Here is a 22,970-nt window from a genome sequence, read left to right as displayed (position 1 = left end):
CCCCCATGAAGATCACCCAGGTCGAGGCGTTCCGCGTCGACGTCCCTCCCGCCGACCCGCCGTTCCTCTGGCGCGACGGTCTGAGCGGCAGCCCCGCCACGGGCGACGGCGCCGTGCTGAGGATCGGCACGGACACCGGCGCGGAGGGGGTCGCCTTCCTCTCCCGTCCCGGCGCCTGGGCGATGCTCTCGTACCTCGCCGAGAACGTCTTCCGCCCCGAGCTGATCGGCGCTGACCCGCTGCAACGTGAGTGGCTCTGGCATCGCGTGTGGGAGCTCGACCGCATCCACGAGCTCCCGCTGTTCGTGCTCGGGCTGGTCGACACCGCGCTGTGGGACCTCGCCGGCCGCCTCCAGGGCGAGCCCGTCTGGCGGCTGCTCGGCGGCTACCGCACCGCGATCCCCGCCTACGCGTCGACGAGCACCTTCGCCGATATCCCCGAATACCTCGACGTGGCCGACCAGGCACTCGCGCTCGGCTACCGGGGCATCAAGCTGCACGCCTGGGGCGACGCCCGCCGCGACGCCGCCCTCGCCCACGCGCTGCGCGAGCATGTCGGGCCGGAGGTGCCGCTCATGTACGACGGCTCGGCCGGCTTCGACCTCCCCGACGCGATCCGGCTGGGCCACGCGCTCGGCGACGCCGGCTACCTCTGGTACGAGGAGCCGATGCGCGAGTTCAGCGTGAGCGCCTACGCAGCCCTCGCCCGCGCCGTGCGCATCCCGCTGCTGGTGGGCGAGACCTCCGACGGCGCCCACATGGACTCCGCCGACTTCATCCGCGCCGGAGCCGCCACGTTCGGCGTCCGGACCAGCACGAACCTGCGCGGCGGCATCACCGGCGCGATGCGCACCGCCCACCTCGCCGACTCCTTCCTGCTGCGGGCGGAGGTGCACGGCTCCGACCTGCCGACCCACCATCTCTGCATGGCGATCCCCAACACGACCTACTACGAGTCGCTCGTGACCTCGAACCCCGTGCGCCGCGAGGCCGCCGTCGATGCGGACGGGATGCTGCACGCGCCGACCGCGCCCGGCATCGCCCTCCCCGCCGGGCTCGACTACCCGGCCGGCCTCGATCGGTTCGCCGCATGACCCGCCGAGAGTTCACGGCGCTGCTCGGCCACGATCCGCTGCCGACGCCCGACGACTACGAGGTGTTCTGGGCGGAGGCGCTGGAGGAGGCTCGCAGGCACCCGCTCGACCTTCGCGCCGAAGCGGTCGACTCCGGCCTGGCCACCATCGACGTGCTCGACCTCTCGTTCGCCGGCGCCGACGGGAGGCGCGTGCGCGGCTGGCTGCGCCTCCCCCGCCACCGCACGGGCCCGCTCCCCGCCGTCCTGCACGCCAACGGCTACGGAGCCGGCCGCCTCTCCCCCATCGACGACCTCACCTGGTCGGCCGCGGGCTGGGCCCACCTCGTCGTGGACACGCACGGCCAGGGCGGCGGGAGCACCGGCCACCTCCTCGACGGCATCGACGACCCGCGGCGCTCCTACTACCGCGGCGTCTTCGTCGACGCCGCCCGCGCGGTCGACGCCCTCCGCTCGCTCGACGCGGTCGACCCGGCGCGCGTCGCCGCGATCGGCAACAGCCAGGGCGGCGGCATCGCCCTGGGCGTCGGAGCGCTCGTGCCCGACCTGGTGGCGGTCCTCGCGCAGGCCCCCTTCCTGACGGACGCGCCGGACGGCCTCCGCTTCGCCCAGAACGGCCCGTGGCTGGAGCTGCGCGCGTACCTGACCGAGCACCCTGACCGGGCCGCGAGGGTCGCCGCGACGCTGGCCTACGTCGACGGCGTCACCTCCGCCCGGCACGCCGTGGCACCCGGTTGGATCAGCGACGGCCTGGAGGACGACATCTGCCCGCCCGAGACCGCCCGGGCCGCCGCGCAGGAGTACGCGGCTCCGGTGGTCTTCCGGGAGTGGCCGGGCGCCGGGCACGAGGCCGGAGCGACCGCCGACCGGCAGGGCGCGATCGCGGTACTGCGCGAGCGGTTCGGCGCGGGCGCCGATGCAAGCGCCGGCTCGGGCACCGGGGAGGCGCGCGCATGACCCGCCGCCTCCGCTGGCAGTCCCCGCCCGCCCGCTGGGTCGAGGGCTCGCCGATCGGCAACGGCCGGCTGGGCGCGATGATCCTCGGCGACCGCGACAGCCTCCACCTGCAGGTCAACGACGGCACCGTCTGGTCGGGCGACCCCGGCGCCTGGCGCTCCGAGCTGGCGGCCCTCGTCCAGGGCGGCGCAGGGCCGGAGGCGCTGGAGGAGGTGCGCCGCGCCCTCCGCGACGGCCGCGTGCACGACGCCGAGCGCCTGCTGATGCGCTTCGAGGGCACCTACAGCCAGGAGTTCCTGCCGTACATCGACGTCCGCGCGCAGCTGGAGGTCGCGGGTGCCGCCCTCGATTTCACCGGCCGCACCCTCGACCTGGAGGACGCCGTGTACACCGACCGCGTCGAGAACGACCTCGTCTCGGTCGTCCGCCGCTCGTGGGCGAGCCGCCCCGACGACGCCGTCATCGTGGAGCTGACCGCAGAGCGCGGCCGCTTCGACCTGCACCTGCGCCTCACCACACGGCTGCGGGAGCGCAGCCGGACGCTCACCGCCGACTCCCTCGTCCTCGGCATCGAGCTCCCCGTGGATGGCGCGCCCCTGCACGAGCAGGACGTCGAGCCCTTCCGCTGGTCCGGTGACCCGGCGCGGCCCGGCCACCCCGCCGACACACGCGACGACGGCTGGCAGAACCTCGCCGCCGCGGCCGTCGCGGTCGCCACCGACGGCGCCGCCGAGGTCGTCGGCGACCGCCTCGTGATCCGCGACGCGACGAGCGTCCGCCTCACCATCGCCTCCTCGACCGCAGCCGAGGACTGGTTCCGGGAGGGCTCGGCCGAGCCGGGTCTCGACCGGCACGAGACCCGCGCACACGCGCGCGCAACCGCCGCACTGGCTCACCCCTCCGCCGACGCGCTGCGCCGCCACCGCGACGATGTGCGGCCACTCCTCACCGCGGCGTCCCTCCGTCTCGCCGGCACCCCGGACGAGGTGACCGTCGACCGCCTGCCCGCCGACGACGACCACGCCGTGATCGCACCGGCGCTGTTCCAGTACGGCCGCTACCTGCTCGTGTCCGCCTCCCGCCCCGGCGGTCCCGCCGTGAACCTGCAGGGCCTCTGGAACGACGACCTCCGCCCGCCGTGGTCCTCGAACTACACGACGAACATCAACGTGCCGATGCACTACTGGGCCGCGGAGACGACCGGGCTCGCCGACACGGTCGAGCCGCTCGTCCACCTCCTGGAGCTCATGGCCAGGACCGGAGAGGAGGCCGCGCGCGAGCTCTACGGCGCCCGCGGCTGGGTCGCCCACCACAACACCGACCTCTGGGGCTGGCCGCTCCCGGTCGGCCGCGGCCACGGCGATCCCGCCTGGGCGATCTGGATGACCGGAGGCACCTGGCCGGCCACGCACCTGATGGAGCACTACCGGTTCACCCTCGACCGCGACTGGCTGGCGGACCGTGCCTGGCACATCCTGCGCGGCGCCGCCGAGTTCGCCCTCGACTGGCTGCTCGACGAGGGCGGTCCGTGGCTCGTGACCTCGCCCTCCACCTCGCCCGAGAACCACTTCGTGCACGGGGAGGGTGCTGCCGCGGTCGACCGCGCCACCGCCATCGACCGCGCGCTGATCTCCCAGCTCCTCGACGACCTCGTGGAGGCCGCCACTGCGCTCGACCGCGTGGACGACGAGGTCGTGGCACGGGCCCGCGCGGCGCGACCGCGCATCGAGCCGGACGCCGTCGGCGCCGACGGCCGCATCCGCGAGTGGCACGTCGACCGCGCCGACCCGAACCCCGCGCACGGCCACTTCTCTGCGCTCGTCGGCCTGTACCCGCTCGGCCGCATCGACGCCGACCGCGACCCGGAGCTCGCGGCCGCGGCCGCCGCCTTCGTGTCCTCGCGGGCGCACCCCGCCGAAGGCTGGCCGTGGGCCTGGTCGATCGCACTGCGGGCGCGGCTCCGCGACGGAGCCGCTGCCGAGGCCGTCCTCCGCAGCACCTTCCTCCCGGAGGAGGGCGATCCGGAGCTGCGGGGCGCTCCGCGCTGGACCTGGGGCGGCCTCGTGCCCACGTTCCTGCGCGCGCACCGGCCCTTCCAGGTCGACATCAGCCTGGGCCTCCCCGCGGCCATCGCCGAGCTGCTGCTGCAGAGCCACGCGGGCGAGCTGCACCTGCTCCCGGCCCTCCCCCCTGGCTGGCCCTCCGGGTCGGTCACCGGCCTCCGCGCCCGCGGCGGCGTCTCGGTCGACCTGACGTGGGAGGCGGGCAGACTCTCGCACGCGACGGTCACGCGCGTCGCAGGCGACGGTCCGGTGACGGTCCGCGTCGGCGAAGACCGGGTCACCTTGACGCTGGCGACGGGCGAGAGCGCGACCCTCTGACCCACCACCGCCGCAGTCCGTAGACTGGATCGCGTCTTCGACTAGATGGGAACACACTCATGGCAGACTCCTCGTTCGACGTCGTCAGCAAGGTCGACAAGATGGAGGCCGACAACGCCGTCAACCAGGCCCGCAAGGAGGTCGACCAGCGCTACGACTTCAAGGGCGTCGGCGCCTCGGTCGAGTGGAGCGGCGAGAAGATCCTGCTCAAGGCCAGCACCGAGGAGCGCGTGAAGGCGGTCCTCGAGGTGCTCGAGTCCAAGATGATCAAGCGCGGCATCACCCTCAAGTCGCTCGACGCGGGCGAGCCCTACGCCTCCGGCAAGGAGTTCCGCATCGAGATCGGCCTCAAGAACGGCATCGACCAGGAGGCGGCGAAGAAGATCAACAAGCTGATCCGCGACCAGGCCCCCAAGAGCGTCAAGTCGCAGATCCAGGGCGACGAGCTGCGCGTCTCCTCCAAGAGCCGCGACGACCTCCAGTCGACGATCGCCCTCCTGAAGGGCGCCGACCTCGACGTCGCCCTGCAGTTCGTGAACATGCGCTAGGCGCCCACCCCCGAACAGGGCACACGGCGCACCTGCTGTACTGACTCCTTTCACCCGAGGAGTCCGTCTTGCCGTCCCGTCCTGCCCCCGGTCACCGCCGCGACATCCAGGGCCTGCGCGCCGTCGCCGTCCTGCTCGTCGTCGCCGATCACGCATTCGGGGTGCCAGCGGGCGGCTTCGTCGGGGTGGATGTCTTCTTCGTGCTGTCCGGCTTCCTGATGACCTCGGTGCTGTACCGGGAGTTCGACCGCACCGGCCGCATCCGCTTCCTCGCGTTCTACCGTCGACGCGCCAGGAGGCTGCTCCCCGCCGCCGCGGCGACCGTCGCGGTCACTGTGGGCGGTGCGTGGCTGCTGTTCCCGTCGGGGCGCTTCCAGGCGACGCTGTTGGATGCGGCGAGCGCGCTCGGCTTCGTCTCCAACTGGCGCTTCGCGAGCCTCCAGACCGACTACTTCCAGCAGGGGTCGGCCACGTCGCCGCTGCAGCACTTCTGGTCGCTTTCGGTGGAGGAGCAGTACTACCTGGTGTGGCCGCTCGGCCTGCTGATGCTGTGCGTACTCGCCGCCTCCAGCGCCCTGCGCCGCCCGGCGGTCGCGCTGCTCACGCTCGGGGCGACCCTCCTGCTGTTCGTCCTCGCGCTCACGCTGACCGACGCCGACCCCGGCTCGGCATACTTCGTCACGCCCGCCCGCCTGTGGGAGCTCTCGCTCGGCGGCGCCGTCGCTCTGGCCCTCCCACTGACGCAGCGGGCGGCTCCGTGGCTGCGCGCGGCGCTCGCCACGACCGGGCTCGCCGGGATCGTCGCCGCCGCGCTCGTCACCCCGAGCGGCGCCGGGTTCCCCGCCCCCTGGGCCGCGCTCGCGGTCGTCTCGACGTCGCTCGTGCTCGCCTTCCCGTGGGAGCCGGAGCGGTACGGGAGGCTGCACCCGCTGACCAACCGCATCTCCGGCTACCTCGGCGACATCTCGTACTCGCTGTACCTGTGGCACTTCCCCGCGATCGTGCTGATCGCGGACGGCGACGGCACACCCCTCCCCGCCGTGGTCGCCGTCGTCGTCAGCGGCGGCCTCGCCGCGCTGTCGTACCGCTACGTCGAGGAGCCGGTGCGCCGCTCCCAGTGGCTGGAGCCGCGGCGCGAGCGGTCGGAGACGAGCGTCCGCCGCTCCACGACCGTCGGCATCTCCGCGCTGGCGGCGCTGGCGTGCGCGAGCGTGGTGTTCGCGCTCCTGCTCGACCGTGGCCCTGCTGCGACGGCGGGAGGCGCTGCAGCCGGCCCGGTCTCGCCCTCCGCGCCCTCCACCCCTTCCACCCCGCCGACGGCAGGTGAAGCCGGCCAGGGCGCCGCGACCGCCGACCTCCAGGAGCAGCTGACGGCCGCGCTCTCCGCGACCGCCTGGCCGCAGCTCCAGCAGGACCCGGGAGACCCCGTCGGCGTCGAGGTCGACCGCGACTTCGACAAGTGCTCCTCCGGCGGCTACAGCCAGGCGGAGTGCACCTGGGGCGACCCGAACGCGCCGCACACGGCGGTGCTGGTGGGCGACTCCATCGCGGCCGCGTACCTCCCCGCCCTGGCTCAGGTCGTCGGATCGGGCGAGTGGAGGCTGAGCTCGGCCGCCCTCTACGCGTGCCCCTTCGTCGACGTGCGCATCGGCGCGTCCGCCCGGGCCGCCGAGACGTGCGCAGCGCGCAGGCAGAGCGAGGTCGACCTCGTGCGCTCGATCCACCCCGATCTCGTCATCGTGTCGAACACCTACCTGCGCGGCAACGACGTCGACACGGGCAAGAAGGCCACACTCCCCGCCTGGCGGGCGGGCTTCGACCGGCAGCTGTCGGCGCTCGACGGCTCCTACGGGAACCTCGTCGTTCTCCCGCCGCCACCGTACGGCGCCAACCTCGCGGACTGCTACTCGCCGCGCACGGCGCCCTCCGCCTGCCTGACGAAGGTGTCGCAGTCCGACTACCGGACCTCGATGGCCATGCTCGGCGAGGTCGCCGCGGCGCACAGCGGCTCCGTCGTCGACAACCTGGCCTGGTTCTGCGTCGAGGGACGGTGCCCGGCCTTCGCCGGCGACACGCTCGTCAAGCGCGACACCTGGCACCCGATCAGCACGTACGTGCTGCGGTTGGTGCCCGCGATGCGCGAGGCGTTCGCGGGCGTGCTCGCGGGCTGAGCGCGGCCCGGCTCAGTCGGGCTGCGGTGTCAGTCCGCCTGGGCCGGCACCGCGTTCGACACCTGCACCATCTCGTCGCGCGGCACGACCTTGATCCTCACGCGGCCGCGCTCGGCGCCGAGCGCCTGCTCGTGCGCGTCGAGGTTGTGCCAGCCGTCGAGGTTCGTGTACTCCACACCCCGCTCGCGCAACAGGTTCTCCACAGATTCCTCCGCGGGGTCTGCGGGAGACCACCAGTTGCCCTGATCGTTGATCACATGCTTGATCGTCTCCATGGCATCCGACTTGGTGTGACCGATGAGCCCCACGGGGCCGCGCTTGATCCACCCGGTCGCATACACGCCGTACATGCGCTCGTTGTCGTCCGGCCGCAGCACCTGACCCTCGTGGTTCGGGATCACGCCGTGGCGCGCGTCGAACGGGATGCCGGGCAGCGGCGAGCCGAAGTAGCCGACCGCGCGGTACAGCGCCTGCACCTCCACCTCGCGGATCTCGCCCGTGCCGCGCACGCCGCCCTCGCCGTCCGGCTCCGTGCGCTCGTACCGGAACGCCTTCACGCGGCCGTCCTCGTCGCCGACGACCTCCAGCGGCTTGGCGTAGAAATGCAGGTGCAGCCGGCGCGACGCCGAGCCCACCTCCCGCTTGCGCCACTGCTGCAGCACCCGGTCGATGACCATGACCTGCTTGTTGCTCGCGATCGCCGCCTTCGACTGCTCGTCGTACTCGAAGTCCTCGTCGTAGAGGATCATGTCGACGTCGCGCAGCTCGCCCAGCTCGCGCAGCTCCAACGGGGTGAACTTCACCTGCGCGGGCCCGCGGCGGCCGAAGACGTGCACGTCGGTGACGGGCGACCCCTTCAGGATCTCGTACACGTTGTCCGGGATCTCCGTCGGCAGCAGGTCGTCGGCGTGCTTCGCCAGCATGCGCGAGATGTCGAGCGCGACGTTGCCGTTGCCGATGACGGCGACCGACTGCGCCTCCAGCGGCCAGGTGCGCGGCACGTCGGGGTGGCCGTCGAACCAGCTCACGAAGTCGGCGGCGCCGTACGAGCCCTCGAGGTCGATGCCCGGGATGTCGAGCGGGGAGTCGTGCACGGCGCCCGTCGCGAAGATCACGGCGTTGTAGTGCCGCTTGAGGTCGTCGAGCGTGATGTCGGTGCCGTAGTTCACGTTGCCGAAGATGCGGATGTCACCCCGGTCGAGCACCTCGCGCAGCGCGGTGATGATGCCCTTGATGCGCGGGTGGTCGGGCGCGACGCCGTACCGCACCAGCCCGTAGGGGGCGGGCAGCTGCTCGAACAGGTCGATCGACACGTCGAAGCTGCGTTCCGCCCTGAGCAGGATGTCGGCGGCGTAGATGCCCGCCGGGCCGGCGCCGACGATGGCCAGTCGGAGTTTGGTCATGCGTTGATTCCTTCGTGCTCAGCTGGATCGTTCGACGATGGTGTCGGCGAACCGCACCAGCGCCTTCTTCACGGGCCCGTCGGGCAGGGGCGCGAGCGCCTCGACCGCCTCGCGCGCCCAGCGGTGCGCCTCCTCCAGGGTCTGCTGCGTCACCTCGTGCTCGCGCAGCGCCGCGATGGCCGCGGTCGCCTCCGGTGTCGCGGGCCCTTCGTCGGCGGTGCCGATGACGTCGCGCTCGAGCCGCTCGAGCAGGTCGGCGGCCTCCGGGTCGGTGGCGGCCCGCTCCTGCAGCCGAAGCACCGGCAGGGTGGCGACGCCGGCGCGGAGGTCGTTGCCCGGCGTCTTGCCCGTCTCGGCGACACCCTTCGGCGACAGGTCGATGACGTCGTCGATGATCTGGAAGGCGACGCCGATCTTCTCGCCGAAGGTCACCACCGGCTGCTCGTACTCCTCCGGCGCCCCCGAGAAGACCACGCCCATCTGCGCCGCGACGGCGATCAGGGAGCCGGTCTTGTCCTCCAGCACGCGGATGTAGTGCGCGACGGGGTCCTCGCCCTCCTGCGGGCCGATGGTCTCGTGCAGCTGGCCGAGGCAGAGCCGCTCGAACGTGTCGGCCTGCAGCTGGATGGCGCGCTCGCCGAGCGCCGAGACGAGCTTGCTCGCCCGCGCGAACAGCAGGTCGCCGGTCAGCACGGCGACCGAGTTGCCCCAGACGAACTGCGCGCTCGGCACCCCGCGGCGCATCTGCGAGTCGTCCATGACGTCGTCGTGATAGAGGGAGGCGAGGTGCGTGATCTCGACGGCCCTGGCCGCCTGCAGCACCTCGGGCGTCGCACCCCTGCCGAGCTGGGCGGCGAGCAGCGTGAGCATGGGCCGCACCCGCTTGCCGCCGGCCTCCAGGAGGTAGCGCGCGGTCACGTCGGCGAGGTTGTCGGCGAACCGCATCTCGCGGTGCAGCCCCTCCTCGACCTCGGCGAGCCCCGCATCGACGGCGGCGGCCAGCTCGCGATCCTCCCCGCGGATGAAGATCCGCTCGGTGAGCCCCAGCTGGCTGGTCAGCGACGGCGGTCGCCGCACAGCCGGAACACTACGTGGCACTACTCCCCCTCGGACGGGACGGACGACGGACCCCCGGCAGGCCCCGCGGGCCCCGCGGGCCGCGCTGACTCTTCGGAGCGCGCGCCCCCGCCGGATGCCCCGGCGGGCTCGGCGGGCGCGGCGGGGGTGGGCTTCGGCTTGGCAGCGCCAGAGGCGGCAGGCTTGGGCTTGGCGGCGCCGGACGCGGCAGGCTTCGGCTTCGCAGCGCCGGACGCGGCAGGCTTGGGCTTCGCAGCGCCGGAGGCGGCAGGCTTCGGCTTGGCGGCCGATGCGTCGGGGCTCGGCTCGGGCTTCGAGGCAGGCGCGGGCTTCGTGGCGGCCACGGGCTTCGGCTTCGGCTTCGCGGCAGACGCGGCAGGCTTCGGCTTCGCGGCAGACGCAGCTGCCTTCTTCGGCGCGGCCTTGGCGGGCGCAGCTACTTCTGAAACGACAGCGGCTTCAGGCAGGGCGCCGCCGTCCGAAGCCGGGGCCGCCTCGTCGGAAGCCGCACCGTTCGCCTCGACCGGCGCAGCCGTCCGCTCCGGCTTCCAGCCGCGGTGCAGGGCGACGATGCCGGCGGTGAGGTTGCGCCAGGCCACGCGTTCGAAGCCGACCTCGCGGAGCCAGCCGGCGAGGGCGGGCTGGCTCGGCCAGGCCTGGATGGACTCCATCAGGTACTCGTACGCGGCCGGGTTCGAGCTGGCCGCCTTGGCGAGGAGGGGCATGCCGTACTTGAGGTAGAGGCCGTAGCCCGCGCGCAGCGGGGCCAGCGGCGGACGCGAGAACTCGCAGATCACGACGCGGCCGCCCGGCTTGAGGACGCGGAAGAACTCGGCGAGCGCCTTCTGCGGGTCGACGATGTTGCGGAGGCCGAACGAGATGGTGACGGCGTCGAACGTGTCGTCGTCGAACGGGAGGGCCGTCGCGTCCGCCTGCACGAAGCTCACGAACGGGTTGCCCGCCTGGCGCTGGCGGCCGACCTCGATCATCCCCTCGGAGAAGTCGGCGGCGACCACGTTGGCCCCGTTGCGGGCGAGCGACGCGCTGGAGGTGCCGGTTCCGGCCGCCACATCGAGGATGGTCTCGCCCGCCTGCGGCGCGACGGCTCGCGTCGTCGCCACTCGCCAGAGCGCCGCGTTCCCCATCGAGAGGACGGTGTTGGTCCGGTCGTAGTGGGTCGACACCTCGTCGAACATGGCGGCGACCTGGGCGGGCTGCTTGCTGAGGTCGGCCTTACTCACCCCACCAGCTTAGGCTGCCCCGCAGAACACGTGCATTTCCGCGCGTGCGCGCGGCCACACCGGCAGTGCACGCTCAGCCGGCGCGCATCGGGCGCACAGTCTCCCGGGCGTAGGCTGATCGGGTGACAGCACCAGCGACCACGCGACGAGCGACGGACGTGACGGCTCTCGCGGTCGAGACCACCCCCCTCGACGACGTCCGCCAGCTCATCCCCTTCCTCGACTCCCGCCACCCGCTCGTGTGGCTCCGCAAGGGAGAGGGGATCGCCGGGATCGGCGAGGCGCTGCGACTGGAGTTCACCGGGCCCGACCGCATCCGCGAGGCCTCCCGGGTCTGGCGCGAGACGGCCGCGCTCGCCACCGTCGAGGACGCCGTGCACACCCCCGGCACCGGGCTGGTCGCCTTCGGCACGTTCGCCTTCGCCGACGACAGCGCCGCGACCAGCACGCTGATCGTGCCCGAGATCGTCCTCGGCCGCCGCGCGGGCCGCAGCTGGATCACCCGCATCCGCCGGATCGACGACACCGGCGACCCGACGGCCGACCAGACGACGAGCGGAGCCGGCGCGCAGGCGCCCGGCTCCTCCGCCGCCTCCCGCCGCCCCACGACGAACGCGCCGCTCCCCCAGCCCACCGCCTTCGGCGACGAGTACCGGCTGAGCCTGCTGCCCGGCGCCCTCGGCGGCGAGGGTTACAAGGCGGCGGTCGCGTCCGCCGTCGAGCGCATCCGTGAGCACGGGCTGTCGAAGGTCGTGCTCGCCCGCGACCTCGGCGGTCACCTGCCGCGCGAGTCCGACGTGCGCCGCGCCCTCGTGGAGCTCGCGCTCGGCTACCCGGAGTGCTGGACGTTCGCGGTCGACGGCCTCATCGGCTCCTCCCCCGAGACCCTGGTGCGCGTCCACCACGGCACGGTCACCGCCCGCGTGCTGGCCGGCACCGTTTCGCGCGGGCGCGACGCCGCCTCCGACACCGCCGCCGCGGCCTCCCTCACCGCCAGCGCGAAGGACCAGGGCGAGCACCGCTTCGCGGTCTCCAGCGTGCTCGACGCCCTCGGCCCGCACAGCGCCGACCTGGAGGCGGACGACGAGCCCTTCACACTCAAGCTGCCGAACCTGTGGCACCTCGCGACCGACATCGCCGGCACGCTGAGCGACGGCTCCAGCTCGCTCGACCTCGCCGAGGCGCTGCACCCGACCGCCGCGGTCGCGGGCACGCCCCGTCGGGACGCGCTCGCGCTCATCCACGAGCTCGAGCCGTTCGACCGCGGCCGGTACGCCGGACCCGTCGGCTGGGTGGGCGGCGACGGCGACGGGGAGTGGGCCATCGCGCTGCGCTGCGCGCAACTGACTGACGACGGCGACCTCACCGCCTACGCGGGAGCGGGCATCGTCGCGGACTCGGACCCCGAGCGCGAGCTCGCAGAGACGACGATGAAGTTCCGCCCGGTGGTGGAGGCGTTCGGCTGACCGCCGCCCGACCGGCCGATCAGGAGGCCGCGAGCCGCGCCTTCTGCTCCTCCACGTCGTAGTCCGCCTCCGGCCACTCGAGGTTCAGCGACTCCAGCGCGTCGATGAGCAGGTGCTGCACCGCGATGCGCGCGTACCACTTGTGGTCGGCGGGCACGACGTACCAGGGCGCATACGGCGTGGAGGTGCGGTCGAAGACGAGCTGGTACGCCTCCTGGTAGTCGTCCCAGCGGAGGCGCTCGTCCACGTCGCCGGGGTTGAACTTCCAGTGCTTGTCGGGCTCGTCGAGTCGCGCCTGCAACCGGTCGCGCTGCTCGTCCTTGCCCAGGTGCAGCATCACCTTGACGATCGTGGTCCCGCTCTCGGACACCTCGCGCTCGAAGTCGTTGATCGCGCGGTACCGGCGCTCGATCTCGTCGGGAGGCGCGAGCTCGTGCACGCGCGCGACGAGCACGTCCTCGTAGTGGGAGCGGTCGAAGACGCCCACCTCCCCCGCCGCGGGCAGCCGCTTCTCGACGCGCCAGAGGAAGTCGTGCGCGAGCTCCTCCGGCGTCGGCTTCTTGAAGCCCGCGTAGCGCACGCCGCCCGGGTTCATCGCGCCGACGACGTGCGAGACGATGCCGCCCTTGCCCGCGGTGTCCATCGCCTGCAGCACCAGCAGCACACTGCGCCGCTCGCCGTGCGTCCCCGCCGCGAACAGCCGCTCCTGCAGGTCGGCGAGGATGCCGGCGCCCTCGGCGAGCGCCTTCTGCCCGTCCTTCTTGTCGCCGTCGAACCCCGGCGTCGCCCCGGTGTCCCGGTCGGCCAGCCGGAAGTCGCCGGCTACCCGCAGCAGCTCGTCGGGATCGCTCTTCCAGTACGTCTCGCGCCCCACCACCGCCTCCTCCGCCGAGCCGGATGCCCGGATCGCGGCCCATGGTAGCCCCGCGGTCAGCGCCGCCCGCGTCCCCGCCTCATCACCGCCACCCGCGTCACCGCACCCGGGCCACGTCCAGCACCGGCTCGAACGTGTCCGGCGGGTGCAGCACGACCACCGGCGCCGTGCCGCCCGGGAAGAGCCGCGCCACCTCCGCCGGATCCGCCCGGTCGTCGACGGTGATGTCGATCGACTCGCGCCAGCGGCCGTCGGCGAGGCGCTGCACGGTCGCCTCCCACGTGATCCCGGGCGTGCGGCGCGCCTGCAGCCGCAGGTGCACGCCGACCGCGCGCCGCCGCGCCAGCAGCGAGAGCAGTCCCCGGTACACCGCGGTGCGGCCGGCGGTTTCCAACCACGGCTCCAGCTCTCGCACCAGGATGTCGGCATTCCAGAGGATCGTCGTCGCGAAGCCGGCGCGCGACTGGTAGACGTCCACCGCGTAGACCCCCGGGAGGCGGCGCACGGTCTGGCGGAGCGTTCCGCGCGTGATCCCCTCCTCGACCGTGCTGTGCAGATACAGCGGCACCGACGGCCGCGGCGGCAGCCCGCCCGCACGCCGGGCCGCCCGGTCGTCGATCGTCTGACGCGCGCCGAAGAACGTGCGGAGTTCGATCAGGAGTTCGGCGACGCGCGCGTCCGGCGGCTCCGCCTCGATCGCCGCGGCCGTGTCCGCGTAGGCGGTCGACTGGTGCAGCGCCCCGATCCGGAATCCGACGGAGAGCGGAGGCCCTGCCTTCACCGTGAGGAACGGCCGCTCGCGCGTCTCCCGCACCTCCACGCGCACCGGGTTCTCCCTGGCCTCGATGCGAGGCACCGGGTCGAGCACGTGCTCCAGCGCGAGCACCGCCACGGACGCGGGCACCGGCAGCCGGCCGAGCGGCGCCCCGGCCACCACGAGATGCGTCACGGCGAACCCGGCGCGGACGGCTCGCACGGCCGTCTGCGCCGCCGCCATGCCGCCCAGACTGAAGCCCGCGAGCAGCACCGGCTCACCGGGGAGGATGCCCGCCGCGCGCATGGCATCGAGCGCGGCAAGGGTGAGCGTGGCCTCCTCGTCCGCACCGATCACGAGGTCGGCCGTCAGATCGTTCGGCGCCGCCCCGGCGCGCGGGTGCCACGACCGCGTGCTCGGCAGCTGCACGATCCAGCGCACCGGGCGCGCGGCCTCCACCCCGTCTGCGTCAGCACCCTGCCACTCCGCCGAGCACCGCACCACCCGGATCAGCGCGGTGTCCGGCCGGTCGTCGAGGTCGGGATCGCACAGGTCGTCGATCTCGCGCTGGCTGAGCAGCAGCTCGCGCACCGAGCCGATCGAGCGCCTGCGCATCGCACCGGCCGCGATGCCCGGCTGCCCGAGCGGGTCGGGAGCCGGGCCGAGCGGGAGCCCCAGCAGGCCGGCCGGCACATCGGCGAGGCCCGGCGTCGGCACGTAGTCGTCGGGCGCCTGCGGGTCGCGCCACCAGTCGAGCACGTCGCGGATCAGCGGGAACGCGGCCGTCAGCAGCTCGTCGTACCCGGTGAGCACGGTGTCCTGGCCGTCGCGCAGCAGCCCGCGCCGCCTCCCGAGCCCGACGACCTTGCGCAGGAGGCCGGGAAGGGTGAACACCGCCAGGTACGGGCGCGCGCGCCACCGCGGCAGGACGAGCCCGATGACGCCCACGAGCAGGGCGAGCGGCCCGAACAGCAGCCCGGCGACCCTGGCCACGCCGCCGATCGTGCGCGGCGCGAGCGAGAGGTAGAGCCCGCTGAGCGCGACGCGCCTCCCCCGCCTGGTCCCCGTCGAACGCTGCTCGAAGGGATACGGGAGGCGCCGCGCCCGTTGCACCGCCGTCCAGACCCATGCGGCCACCACACCGATCAGCCGGCCGACGAGCCCCACCACCGCCGCCACGGCGCCGAGAACGAGCAACGCGAGCCCGGCCACGAACGCGACCGGCACACCGAGGACCAGTCCCGCGATCAGCGCGGCCCGGCCGCCCGCGGACCGCCCCCGCCAGAGGCGCGGTGGCAGCTGCGGGAGCATGCGGTCAGCCTAACCCGCGGCCTCCGACACCCCTCCTGCCGTGCAATAACACCCGTAGCCAGAACGCTCGCGCGGGCGCTACCGTGTCGCCCACGAGCGAGGGAGCTGTGATGACCGGATTCTGGAACTTCTTCTGGCTGTTCTTCTGGGCGTTCGCCTTCGTCGCCTACCTGATGGTGCTGTTCTCGATCCTGATCGACATGTTCCGCGACGAGAAGCTCAACGGGTGGTGGAAGGCCGTCTGGATCATCTTCCTCATCTTCGTGCCGTTCCTCACCGCCCTCGTGTACCTCATCGCACGCGGTCGCGGGATGGCGGAGCGCACGGCGCGGCAACGACAGTCCGTGCCGGAGGACGACAGCTGGGGAGCCCATCCGACCGCGTCCACCACACCGGCCGCCGACATCGCGAGCGCCCAGTCGCTGCTCGATCGCGGGGTCATCAGCCAGGGCGAGTTCGAGGCTCTGAAGGCGAAGGCGCTCGGGCAGCGGTTCTAGTCGTTCCGGGCCGGGCGAAGCGCGCTGGGACATGCCGTTCCTGAGCCTTGCATCCGACGCGAGGGGATGTAATATTCATGTATGCCTGTACCCGTTACCGAGGCCGTCAGTCCCCGACGGCTGATCAGGGACGAAGTGTTCCTTCGTCTGCTCGACGCCATCGTCGAGGGGGACCTCACCCCGGGTGAGCAGCTGTACGACGCCGAGATCGAGAAGTGGGTGGGCGTCTCGCGCACCCCCGTCCGCGAGGCGCTCAACCAGCTGGCCGCCATGGGGCTCGTCGAGATCATGCCGCAGAAGCGCACGAGGGTCACCCCCATCGACCCGACCCGCCTCCGCGCGCTGCTCGCGACCTTCGGCACCCTCCTGCGCGGCATCGTGCGGGACACGACACCGCTGCTGACCGACGCCGACAAGGCCGAGCTGCGCGAGTTCGCGACCCGCGCCGCCGACGCCCAGCTCAGCGACCTCGCCCGCGAGCGCTACCTCACGGAGGGCTTCAACAACGTCTTCGTGCGCCGCCTCGACAACAAGACGATCGGCCGGCTGCTCTCGCGCCACCTCCCCGAGGTGCGCCGCGCGCTCATCGCCGCCCCTTCGAACGTCCCGTTCCAGAAGGGCGTGCCGCTGATCGCCTCCACCGTGGAGGCCGCCGCCGCCGGCGACGCCGAGAAGGCCGCGCAGGGCGTCGGCGAGTTCTACGAGACGGTCATGATGGCCGTCGTCGACGACTTCGCCGCCCAGGAGAGGAAGGAAGCCTGATGCCGCTCCCCGTGAAGGACAGCGCGCCGGTCGAGCGCCAGCTGCTGCGCGACGTCGTCTACAACCGGCTGTACGAGGGCATCCTCGACGGCACCCTGGAGCCCGGCGAGACCCTGCTCGACGAGAAGCTGACCACCTGGCTCGGCGTCTCGCGCACCCCGATCCGGGAGGCGCTGATGAAGCTCGCCGACATCGGGCTCGTCGAGATGGCGCCGAACCGCTACACCCGGGTCGCGCCCATCGACCTCCGGGCCATCGACGAGGCGATCTACACCACCGGCCTGCTGCACGAGTTCGCGGCCCGCACCGTCGTGCCGACGCTCGACAACGCGGCCGTCGGCCGGCTCGAGAAGGCGCTGAAGGACGTCCGCAAGGCCGCCAAGGCGAACGACCTGCCGACGCTGGGCCGCGCGCTCAACGACTTCTTCCTCGAGTTCGAGCGCGACAGCGACAACCAGGTGCTGCTGACGATCAGCGAGGGCCTCAGCCCGCAGCTGCTGCGCTACGTGTCGGTCTGGCAGCTGCCCTTCGACACGAAGGACATCACCGGCCGGGTCACCGAGATCTTCGAGGCCGCGAAGGCGCGAGACGGCGAGAAGACGGCCGACCTCATCCACGCCTTCTACGAGCCGACGCTGACGCAGTTCCTCTCGGAGTACCGCCGCAGCGACGCCGAGATCGACGAGAGCCCGATCGCGTAGCGTCGACCGCCACCGACGGCGAAGCGCCCGGTTCCTCGCGGAGCCGGGCGCTTCGTCGTAGGGGCGCGCTGTCGCTCAGACCAGGAAGTCGACGGCGGCGCGACCGCCCACGACCGAGCGGATGTACGCAGCGACCTTCTCGTGCTCCGGGTGCTCCTGGTAGCCCCGCAACGCCTCCTCGTCGGCGAAGTCGCTGATCAGCACCACGTCGAAGTCGCCGGAGGGCAGCGCGTTCACTCCCACCTCCAGCCGCTGCAGCTGGGGGACGAGCGGAGGAAGCGACTCCAGCTTCGCCTTGACGGTCGCGGCCTGCTCGGCGCGCTCGGCGTCGTCGGTCGTCGCGAGCCTCCACATGACGACGTGGCGGATGGTCATCGGGCCTCCAGGAGCGCGGCGCGCAGTCGGGCGGGGTCGACCCGCCAGTAGGTGTGGTTGCGGCCGTCGAGCTGGACGACCGGGATGTCCTCGACGTACTGCTCGTGCAGCACGGGGTCCTCCAGGATGTTCCTCTCCTCGACGACCGGGACGGCGTCGGCCGGCAGCTCGGCGATGACCGAGCGGATGACCTCGCGCGCGTCGTCGCAGAGGTGGCAGCCGGGCTTGCCGATCAGGGTGAGGGTGACGGGAGGCACGTGATCAGCCTAGGTCGGCTGCGGCGCGCACACCAAAGTGTGCGCACAGCAAAAAGCGCCGGGCCGAACGGACCGACGCTTGAGCCGCAGACCGGGGTCTACTTCTTGTTGCGACGCTGGTGGCGCGTCTTGCGAAGAAGCTTGCGGTGCTTCTTCTTCGCCATACGCTTGCGACGCTTCTTGATAACGGAACCCACGTAGACCTCACAAAAGTTAGGGGGTTTGCCGCGGGACGCGCGGCGACACAAGGAGTAAGTCTACCCGAGGTCAGGCGCTGTCTGCGACATGATTCTCGAGCGCCCGCGTCACGGCCGACTCCGGGACCCGGAACGACCGCCCGAAGCGGATGGCCGGCAGCTGGCCCGCGTGCACGAGCCGGTACACGGTCATGCGGGAGACGCGCATCATGTCGGCCACCTCGGCGACCGTCAGGAAGCGCACGTCGCGCAGAGCGCTTGAGCCCGACTGATGAGCCATCTCGTCCTTCTTCTCCGCCTTCTCGCACCGCTTCGGTCGAGTGGTCCGACTGTATGCCGCCCTCCGGCCCCGCGGCAACCCGTCAGTCGCGCCGCCACTTGCGCGGCGTGACCCGCTCGGTGGCGCTGGAGACGCGGTGCCGGGTGTCGGCGAGCACCTTGCCGACCGTGCTCGCGAACTCGCGGGTCTCGTCGGCCAGCTGCGCGCCGAGCGAGGCCATGTCGACGTCGGCGGCGGTGAAGGGGATCACCCAGTCCTCGATCGCCTCCAGCGGGGTCGCGTCGAGCCGGTAGTAGCGGTGCTGCCCCTCCTCGCGGACCGTCACGAGGCCCGCCTCGCGCAGCACCTTGAGGTGCTTGGAGATGGTCGGCTGGCTGAGCTCGAGGGTGGCCACGATCTCCGACACCGAGATCTCGCCGGCAGGATGGGCGTCGTCCGAGTGGCGGTCGAGCAGTACGCGGAGGATCTCGCGCCGCGTCGGGTCGGCGATCACGTCGAAGATGTCGGCCATTGCACCAGGCTAGTCATTCACCGGGCGCAGTACCATGTCGGGAGCCTGTCGGTGGGAGGAGTCGCACGATGAGCACGATCCGGGCGGTCCGCCGCGGCCCGGCGCCGATCGGGCGGGCGCGCGCCGCGCTCAACGGCTTCGCCGCGCGCAGCCCCTCGCGCTTCGCGATCCTCGTCTTCACGATGCTGATCCTGGTGTTCACGCTGCTGTTCTCGCTGCCGATCGCGTCGGCGGACGGCACCGTGACGCCCCTCGCGGACGCGCTGTTCACCGCCGTGTCCGTCATCTGCGTGACCGGCCTCTCCACCGTGGACATGGCGACGCACTGGTCGGTGTTCGGCCATCTGCTGGTCTACCTCGGCGTGCAGATCGGCGCCGTCGGCGTGCTGACGATGGCGAGCATCCTGGGCCTCGTCATCTCGCGCAAGCTCGGCCTCCGGGCCAAGCTCATGGCGGCCAGCGACAGCAACCCGCTGCGCATCCACGCCGGTCCCGTCGCCGAGGGGCAGGCCGTGCGGCTGGGCGAGGTCGGCAAGCTGCTGACGACCGTCGCGATCAGCATGGTCGTGATCGAGGGAGGCGTCGCCCTTCTGCTGTTCCCGCGGATGCTGATCGCGGGGATGGGCTTCGGCGCGTCGCTCTGGGAGAGCCTCTACTACTCGGCGATGGCCTTCACCAACACCGGCTTCGCGCCCAACGCGGAGGGGCTCACGCCGTTCGCGGAGGACTTCTGGTTCCTCGGGGCGCTCATGATCGGCGTGTTCCTCGGGGCGATCGGGTTCCCGGTGATCCTCGCCATCGCCTCCAACCTCCGCCAGAAACGGCGGCGCTGGTCGATCCACGTCAAGCTGACCCTGCTGATGTCGGTGATCCTGCTGGTCGCGGGCGGGCTGCTGTACATCGTGCTGGAGTACGACAACCCCAAGACGTTCGGCTCGCTCGACGCCGGGCACACGATCTTCCAGTCGTTCTTCCTGTCGACGATGGCGCGGTCCGGCGGGTTCTCGACGATCGACATCAGCGAGCTGCACGGGTCGAGCCTGCTGGTGACCGACATGCTGATGTTCATCGGCGGAGGCTCGGCCTCCACCGCCGGCGGCATCAAGGTCACGACGCTGGCCGTGCTGTTCCTCGCCGCCTTCGCCGAGGCGCGCGGGGTGGAGTCGATGGACGCGTTCCGGCGCCGCATCCCGATCGACGTGCTGCGGCTCGCGGTCGCGGTGGCGCTGTGGGGCGCGACGATCGTCGCGGTGTCGACGATCGTGCTCCTCCAGATCACCAAGGCGCCGCTGGACCACGTGCTGTTCGACGTCATCTCGGCGTTCGCGACCTGCGGCCTGTCGACGGGTCTCACCGCGCAACTCCCGGAGCCCGGGATCTACGTGATGGCCGCGACGATGTTCTGTGGGCGCGTTGGTACAGTGACTCTCGCTGCCGCGCTGGCCCAGAGCCAGCGCAAGCAGCTGTACCAGAACCCCGAGGAGAGGCCGCTCGTTGGTTGACCGGATCAAGCACAACGCCCCCGTCCTCGTGATCGGGCTCGGCCGGTTCGGCGCCGCGACCGCGGGCCAGCTCGACCGGCTGGGGCGGGAGGTGCTCGCGATCGACACCGACGGCGGCCTCGTGCAGAAGTGGGCCGACCGCGTGACGCACACGGTCCAGGCGGACGCCCGCTCGATCGAGACGCTGCGTCAGATCGGTGCGGAGGACTTCTCGATCGCCGTCGTCGCCGTCGGCTCCTCCATCGAGGCCAGCGTGCTGATCACGGCGAACCTGGTCGACCTCCGCGTGCCCCAGATCTGGGCGAAGGCGATCTCGCAGTCGCACGGCAAGATCCTGGAGCGGATCGGCGCCAACCACGTGATCTACCCGGAGCGGGAGGCCGGCGAGCGCGTCGCGCACCTGGTCTCGGGCCGCATGCTCGACTTCATCGAGTTCGACGACGACTTCGCCCTGGTGAAGATGTACCCGCCGAAGCCCATCCGCAACATGCGCCTCGGCGACTCCGGCGTGCGCCGCAAGTACAACGTCACCGTCGTCGGCGTGAAGAGCCCCGGCAAGCCGTTCACCTACGCGACGGCCGACACCGTCGTCAGCAACCACGACCTCGTGATCGTCGCCGGCACCTCCACCGACATCGAGTCCTTCGCGGCCCTCGAGTCCTGACCCCGCCGGCAACCGCCGAGTACGCAGATTCTCCGCGTACTCGCGCGTTTTCGGGCGATTTTGCGCGTACTCGATGGTGAGGCTGTGGAGAGAATCTGCGGAACGCGGGCCAGGTCGGTTGGGTGGGGGGATGGAACGGTTCCGATCTCGCGATGCTCCGGCGATGGGCGTCACCCGCGCCGACCTCTACAACGGTCGATTCCATCGACCCTTCCACGGAGTACGGACCCGGACGGCGCCGACCGAGCACCGCGAGCTGTGCCGCGCCGCCACTCTCGCGCTACCGCCCGGCGCCGTGTTCTCGCACCGATCGGCGGCCGCGCTGCACGGGTTCCCGCTGCCGTTCCGAGCGCAGCCGCAATCGGTGGAGGTCGCCGTCTTCGAGCCCGATCGCACTCCCCGCGCGCGGGGAGTCATCGGACACCAGCTGACCCCGACCGGGCAACGCGTTGTCGAGCGCGACGGCCTGCGCATCCTCGCGGCTGAGGAGGTATGGGTACAGCTCGGAGCACTGCTGACCGTCGAAGAGCTGATCATCGCGGGCGACTATGTCATCACGGGCAATGAGCCTTACTCCGAGGATCCGCCTCCCACCACCCGTAGGCTGCTGGACGGAGCGCTTCATCGCCACGGGCGTCACCGAGGCGTGCGCAACCTGCGTCTCGCTGCCGAACGGGTTCGCTATGGGTCGCTCTCGCCGCAGGAGACACGGGTGCGACTGGCGCTCGAGGACGCAGGACTGCCGAGTCCCGAGCTCAACTACCGCGTCGAAGGGTCCGCCGGCGAGGCACGAGCGATGATCGATCTCGCCTATCCCGCTTACCGCGTGGCAATCGAGTACCTCGGTGACCACCATCGCGCCACAGCGTCCGCATACCGCGACGACATCCACCGCCGCGAGCGCCTGGTGGCCTGGGGTTGGGACGTGATCTTCGTGACGGCAGCTGATCCGCTCCCCGAAGTCGCATCCCGCGTCCGAACCGCCCTCCGCCGATCCCTCACGAAGTAACCGCCGAGTACGCGCATAATCGCGCCAGAACCGCCGAGCACGCGGAGAATCCGCGTACTCGGCGGTCAGGCGCGGCTAGCGCTAGCCGGCGGCGAGTTCGCGGGAGCGGGCGAGGGCCGCGTCGGTGGCGCGCGTGAAGAGGGCGGGGAGGTCGGCGGCGGCGAGCACGGCGATCGCGCGCTCCGTCGTGCCGTTGGGGCTCGTGACGCGGCGGCGCAGCTCGGCCGGGTCCTCGCCGGAGGCGACCAGCAGCTCCGCCGCGCCCAGGAAGGTGCCGTTCACCAGCGTCGCCGCCTGCTCCGGGGTGAAGCCCTTCTCGACGGCCGCCTGGGTCAGCGCCTCGATCAGGAAGAACACGTACGCGGGGCCGGAGCCCGAGATGGTGCCGAGGGCGTCCAGCTGCGACTCCGGCACCTCCACGACCTCCCCCACGGTCGAGAACAGCGCACGCACCAGCTCCACGTCGGACGGCTCCGAGCGCGCACCCGCGCTGATCCCGGTCACCGCCTTGCCGACCACGGCCGGCGTGTTCGGCATCGAGCGCACGACGGCGACCGACTCGGGCAGCAGCGACTCGAAGGTCGCGGTCGTCACGCCGGCGGCCACGCTCACCACGACGGCGCCCGGCAGCAGGGAGTCGCCGATCTCGCGCAGCAGGTCGGGCACCATGGCAGGCTTCACGGCGACGATGACGATGGAGGCGCCCTCCACCGCCTGCCGGTTGGCGTCCGGCTGCGTCTCGGTCGCGTACGCGGTGACGCCGGGAGTGTCGGCGAACGTCGCCGCGCGCTCCTCCGACCTGTTCGTGACGCGGATGCCCCCCTCCACCGTCACGCCGGGGGCGAGGAGGCCGCTGAGGATGGCACGCCCCATCGATCCGGCGCCCAGCATGGCGATCGTCGGGAGGGTCACGGACTGCGTCTGGCTCATGGGCACATC

23 protein-coding genes are annotated in these 22,970 nt (G+C 72.1%); 12 read left to right on the top strand and 11 right to left on the bottom strand.

The window, feature by feature from the left end; genetic code table 11:
* Window positions 1–5 precede the first annotated feature (5 nt).
* From P5G50_RS06190 to P5G50_RS06170, 5 genes are all read left to right on the top strand, one after another.
* Window positions 6–1,094: an enolase C-terminal domain-like protein gene (locus P5G50_RS06190; RefSeq protein ID WP_301210484.1), complete on the top strand. Its 1,089-nt coding sequence runs from the start codon at window positions 6–8 to the stop codon at window positions 1,092–1,094.
* Window positions 1,091–2,050, top strand: coding sequence for an acetylxylan esterase (locus P5G50_RS06185; protein WP_301210482.1), 960 nt, complete (start codon window positions 1,091–1,093; stop codon window positions 2,048–2,050). Before P5G50_RS06190 ends, P5G50_RS06185 begins: the two co-directional genes overlap by 4 nt.
* Entirely contained in the window at window positions 2,047–4,431 is a 2,385-nt protein-coding gene (locus P5G50_RS06180) for a glycosyl hydrolase family 95 catalytic domain-containing protein (protein WP_301210481.1), read from the top strand. Before P5G50_RS06185 ends, P5G50_RS06180 begins: the two co-directional genes overlap by 4 nt.
* Window positions 4,432–4,490: 59 nt before the next feature.
* Window positions 4,491–4,979 carry a YajQ family cyclic di-GMP-binding protein gene (locus P5G50_RS06175; protein ID WP_301210480.1) on the top strand — a complete coding sequence of 163 codons (489 nt, stop codon included), beginning with the start codon at window positions 4,491–4,493 and terminating at the stop codon, window positions 4,977–4,979.
* A 68-nt stretch (window positions 4,980–5,047) separates the two neighbouring features.
* Window positions 5,048–7,150 (top strand): acyltransferase family protein, encoded by a 2,103-nt coding sequence (locus P5G50_RS06170; RefSeq protein WP_301210479.1) that lies wholly within the window; start codon window positions 5,048–5,050, stop codon window positions 7,148–7,150.
* Between the two features lie 29 nt (window positions 7,151–7,179).
* Here the strand turns inward: P5G50_RS06170 and P5G50_RS06165 are convergent, their stop codons facing one another.
* The 3 genes from P5G50_RS06165 to ubiE are packed head-to-tail and all read right to left on the bottom strand — an operon-like array spanning window position 7,180 to window position 10,871.
* On the bottom strand, window positions 7,180–8,553 hold the full coding sequence (locus P5G50_RS06165; RefSeq protein ID WP_301210478.1) for an FAD-dependent oxidoreductase: 1,374 nt from the start codon (window positions 8,551–8,553) through the stop codon (window positions 7,180–7,182).
* Window positions 8,554–8,571: 18 nt separating this feature from the next.
* Window positions 8,572–9,651 (bottom strand): polyprenyl synthetase family protein, encoded by a 1,080-nt coding sequence (locus P5G50_RS06160; RefSeq protein ID WP_301210477.1) that lies wholly within the window; start codon window positions 9,649–9,651, stop codon window positions 8,572–8,574.
* Window positions 9,651–10,871, bottom strand: a complete 1,221-nt coding sequence (gene ubiE, locus P5G50_RS06155; RefSeq protein WP_301210476.1) for a bifunctional demethylmenaquinone methyltransferase/2-methoxy-6-polyprenyl-1,4-benzoquinol methylase UbiE — start codon at window positions 10,869–10,871, stop codon at window positions 9,651–9,653. Before ubiE ends, P5G50_RS06160 begins: the two co-directional genes overlap by 1 nt.
* A gap of 122 nt (window positions 10,872–10,993) precedes the next feature.
* Between ubiE and P5G50_RS06150 the strand changes: the two genes are divergently transcribed.
* Complete coding sequence (locus P5G50_RS06150; RefSeq protein ID WP_301210475.1) at window positions 10,994–12,337, top strand: isochorismate synthase; 1,344 nt, start codon at window positions 10,994–10,996, stop codon at window positions 12,335–12,337.
* A gap of 19 nt (window positions 12,338–12,356) precedes the next feature.
* Here P5G50_RS06150 and P5G50_RS06145 read toward each other — a convergent pair whose 3' ends face one another.
* Window positions 12,357–13,211, bottom strand: a complete 855-nt coding sequence (locus P5G50_RS06145) for a polyphosphate kinase 2 family protein (protein ID WP_301210474.1) — start codon at window positions 13,209–13,211, stop codon at window positions 12,357–12,359.
* Between the two features lie 97 nt (window positions 13,212–13,308).
* Entirely contained in the window at window positions 13,309–15,276 is a 1,968-nt protein-coding gene (locus tag P5G50_RS06140; protein WP_301210472.1) for a hypothetical protein, read from the bottom strand.
* A 110-nt stretch (window positions 15,277–15,386) separates the two neighbouring features.
* On the opposite strand from P5G50_RS06140, the gene P5G50_RS06135 reads away from it, so the two are divergent.
* The 3 genes from P5G50_RS06135 to P5G50_RS06125 all read left to right on the top strand — a co-directional run bounded on the left by P5G50_RS06135 (window position 15,387) and on the right by P5G50_RS06125 (window position 17,236).
* Entirely contained in the window at window positions 15,387–15,773 is a 387-nt protein-coding gene (locus tag P5G50_RS06135) for an SHOCT domain-containing protein (RefSeq protein ID WP_301210471.1), read from the top strand.
* A gap of 135 nt (window positions 15,774–15,908) precedes the next feature.
* Window positions 15,909–16,535, top strand: coding sequence for a GntR family transcriptional regulator (locus tag P5G50_RS06130; RefSeq protein WP_301210470.1), 627 nt, complete (start codon window positions 15,909–15,911; stop codon window positions 16,533–16,535).
* Window positions 16,535–17,236 carry a GntR family transcriptional regulator gene (locus P5G50_RS06125; RefSeq protein ID WP_301210469.1) on the top strand — a complete coding sequence of 234 codons (702 nt, stop codon included), beginning with the start codon at window positions 16,535–16,537 and terminating at the stop codon, window positions 17,234–17,236. The genes P5G50_RS06130 and P5G50_RS06125 overlap by 1 nt, the downstream gene beginning before the upstream one ends.
* A gap of 75 nt (window positions 17,237–17,311) precedes the next feature.
* Here P5G50_RS06125 and P5G50_RS06120 read toward each other — a convergent pair whose 3' ends face one another.
* The 5 genes from P5G50_RS06120 to P5G50_RS06100 form a co-directional block, all read right to left on the bottom strand.
* Entirely contained in the window at window positions 17,312–17,611 is a 300-nt protein-coding gene (locus P5G50_RS06120; protein WP_301210467.1) for a Dabb family protein, read from the bottom strand.
* Window positions 17,608–17,868, bottom strand: coding sequence for a glutaredoxin family protein (locus P5G50_RS06115; protein WP_301210466.1), 261 nt, complete (start codon window positions 17,866–17,868; stop codon window positions 17,608–17,610). The genes P5G50_RS06120 and P5G50_RS06115 overlap by 4 nt, the downstream gene beginning before the upstream one ends.
* Window positions 17,869–17,966: 98 nt before the next feature.
* Window positions 17,967–18,065 carry a 30S ribosomal protein bS22 gene (locus P5G50_RS06110; protein ID WP_003792170.1) on the bottom strand — a complete coding sequence of 33 codons (99 nt, stop codon included), beginning with the start codon at window positions 18,063–18,065 and terminating at the stop codon, window positions 17,967–17,969.
* 70 nt (window positions 18,066–18,135) lie between these two features.
* Window positions 18,136–18,345 carry a helix-turn-helix domain-containing protein gene (locus P5G50_RS06105; RefSeq protein WP_301210465.1) on the bottom strand — a complete coding sequence of 70 codons (210 nt, stop codon included), beginning with the start codon at window positions 18,343–18,345 and terminating at the stop codon, window positions 18,136–18,138.
* An 82-nt stretch (window positions 18,346–18,427) separates the two neighbouring features.
* On the bottom strand, window positions 18,428–18,856 hold the full coding sequence (locus tag P5G50_RS06100; RefSeq protein ID WP_301210464.1) for an ArsR/SmtB family transcription factor: 429 nt from the start codon (window positions 18,854–18,856) through the stop codon (window positions 18,428–18,430).
* A 68-nt stretch (window positions 18,857–18,924) separates the two neighbouring features.
* On the opposite strand from P5G50_RS06100, the gene P5G50_RS06095 reads away from it, so the two are divergent.
* The 3 genes from P5G50_RS06095 to P5G50_RS06085 all read left to right on the top strand — a co-directional run bounded on the left by P5G50_RS06095 (window position 18,925) and on the right by P5G50_RS06085 (window position 22,031).
* Window positions 18,925–20,358: a TrkH family potassium uptake protein gene (locus P5G50_RS06095; RefSeq protein WP_301210463.1), complete on the top strand. Its 1,434-nt coding sequence runs from the start codon at window positions 18,925–18,927 to the stop codon at window positions 20,356–20,358.
* A complete protein-coding gene (locus P5G50_RS06090; RefSeq protein WP_301210462.1) occupies window positions 20,351–21,022 on the top strand; it encodes a potassium channel family protein in 672 nt (223 codons plus the stop codon). The genes P5G50_RS06095 and P5G50_RS06090 overlap by 8 nt, the downstream gene beginning before the upstream one ends.
* Window positions 21,023–21,185: 163 nt before the next feature.
* On the top strand, window positions 21,186–22,031 hold the full coding sequence (locus tag P5G50_RS06085; protein ID WP_301210461.1) for a hypothetical protein: 846 nt from the start codon (window positions 21,186–21,188) through the stop codon (window positions 22,029–22,031).
* 81 nt (window positions 22,032–22,112) lie between these two features.
* Here the strand turns inward: P5G50_RS06085 and proC are convergent, their stop codons facing one another.
* The gene (gene proC, locus P5G50_RS06080) at window positions 22,113–22,961 is read right to left on the bottom strand and encodes a pyrroline-5-carboxylate reductase (protein WP_301210460.1); all 849 of its coding nucleotides are present in this window, start codon (window positions 22,959–22,961) and stop codon (window positions 22,113–22,115) included.
* Between the last annotated feature and the right edge of the window lie 9 nt (window positions 22,962–22,970).

The sequence above is a fragment of the Leifsonia williamsii genome (assembly GCF_030433685.1).
GTDB classification, from domain to species: domain Bacteria; phylum Actinomycetota; class Actinomycetes; order Actinomycetales; family Microbacteriaceae; genus Leifsonia; species Leifsonia williamsii.
The sequence above is the reverse complement of the archived record's forward strand: the minus strand, read 5'-3'. Positions and strand labels throughout refer to the sequence as shown.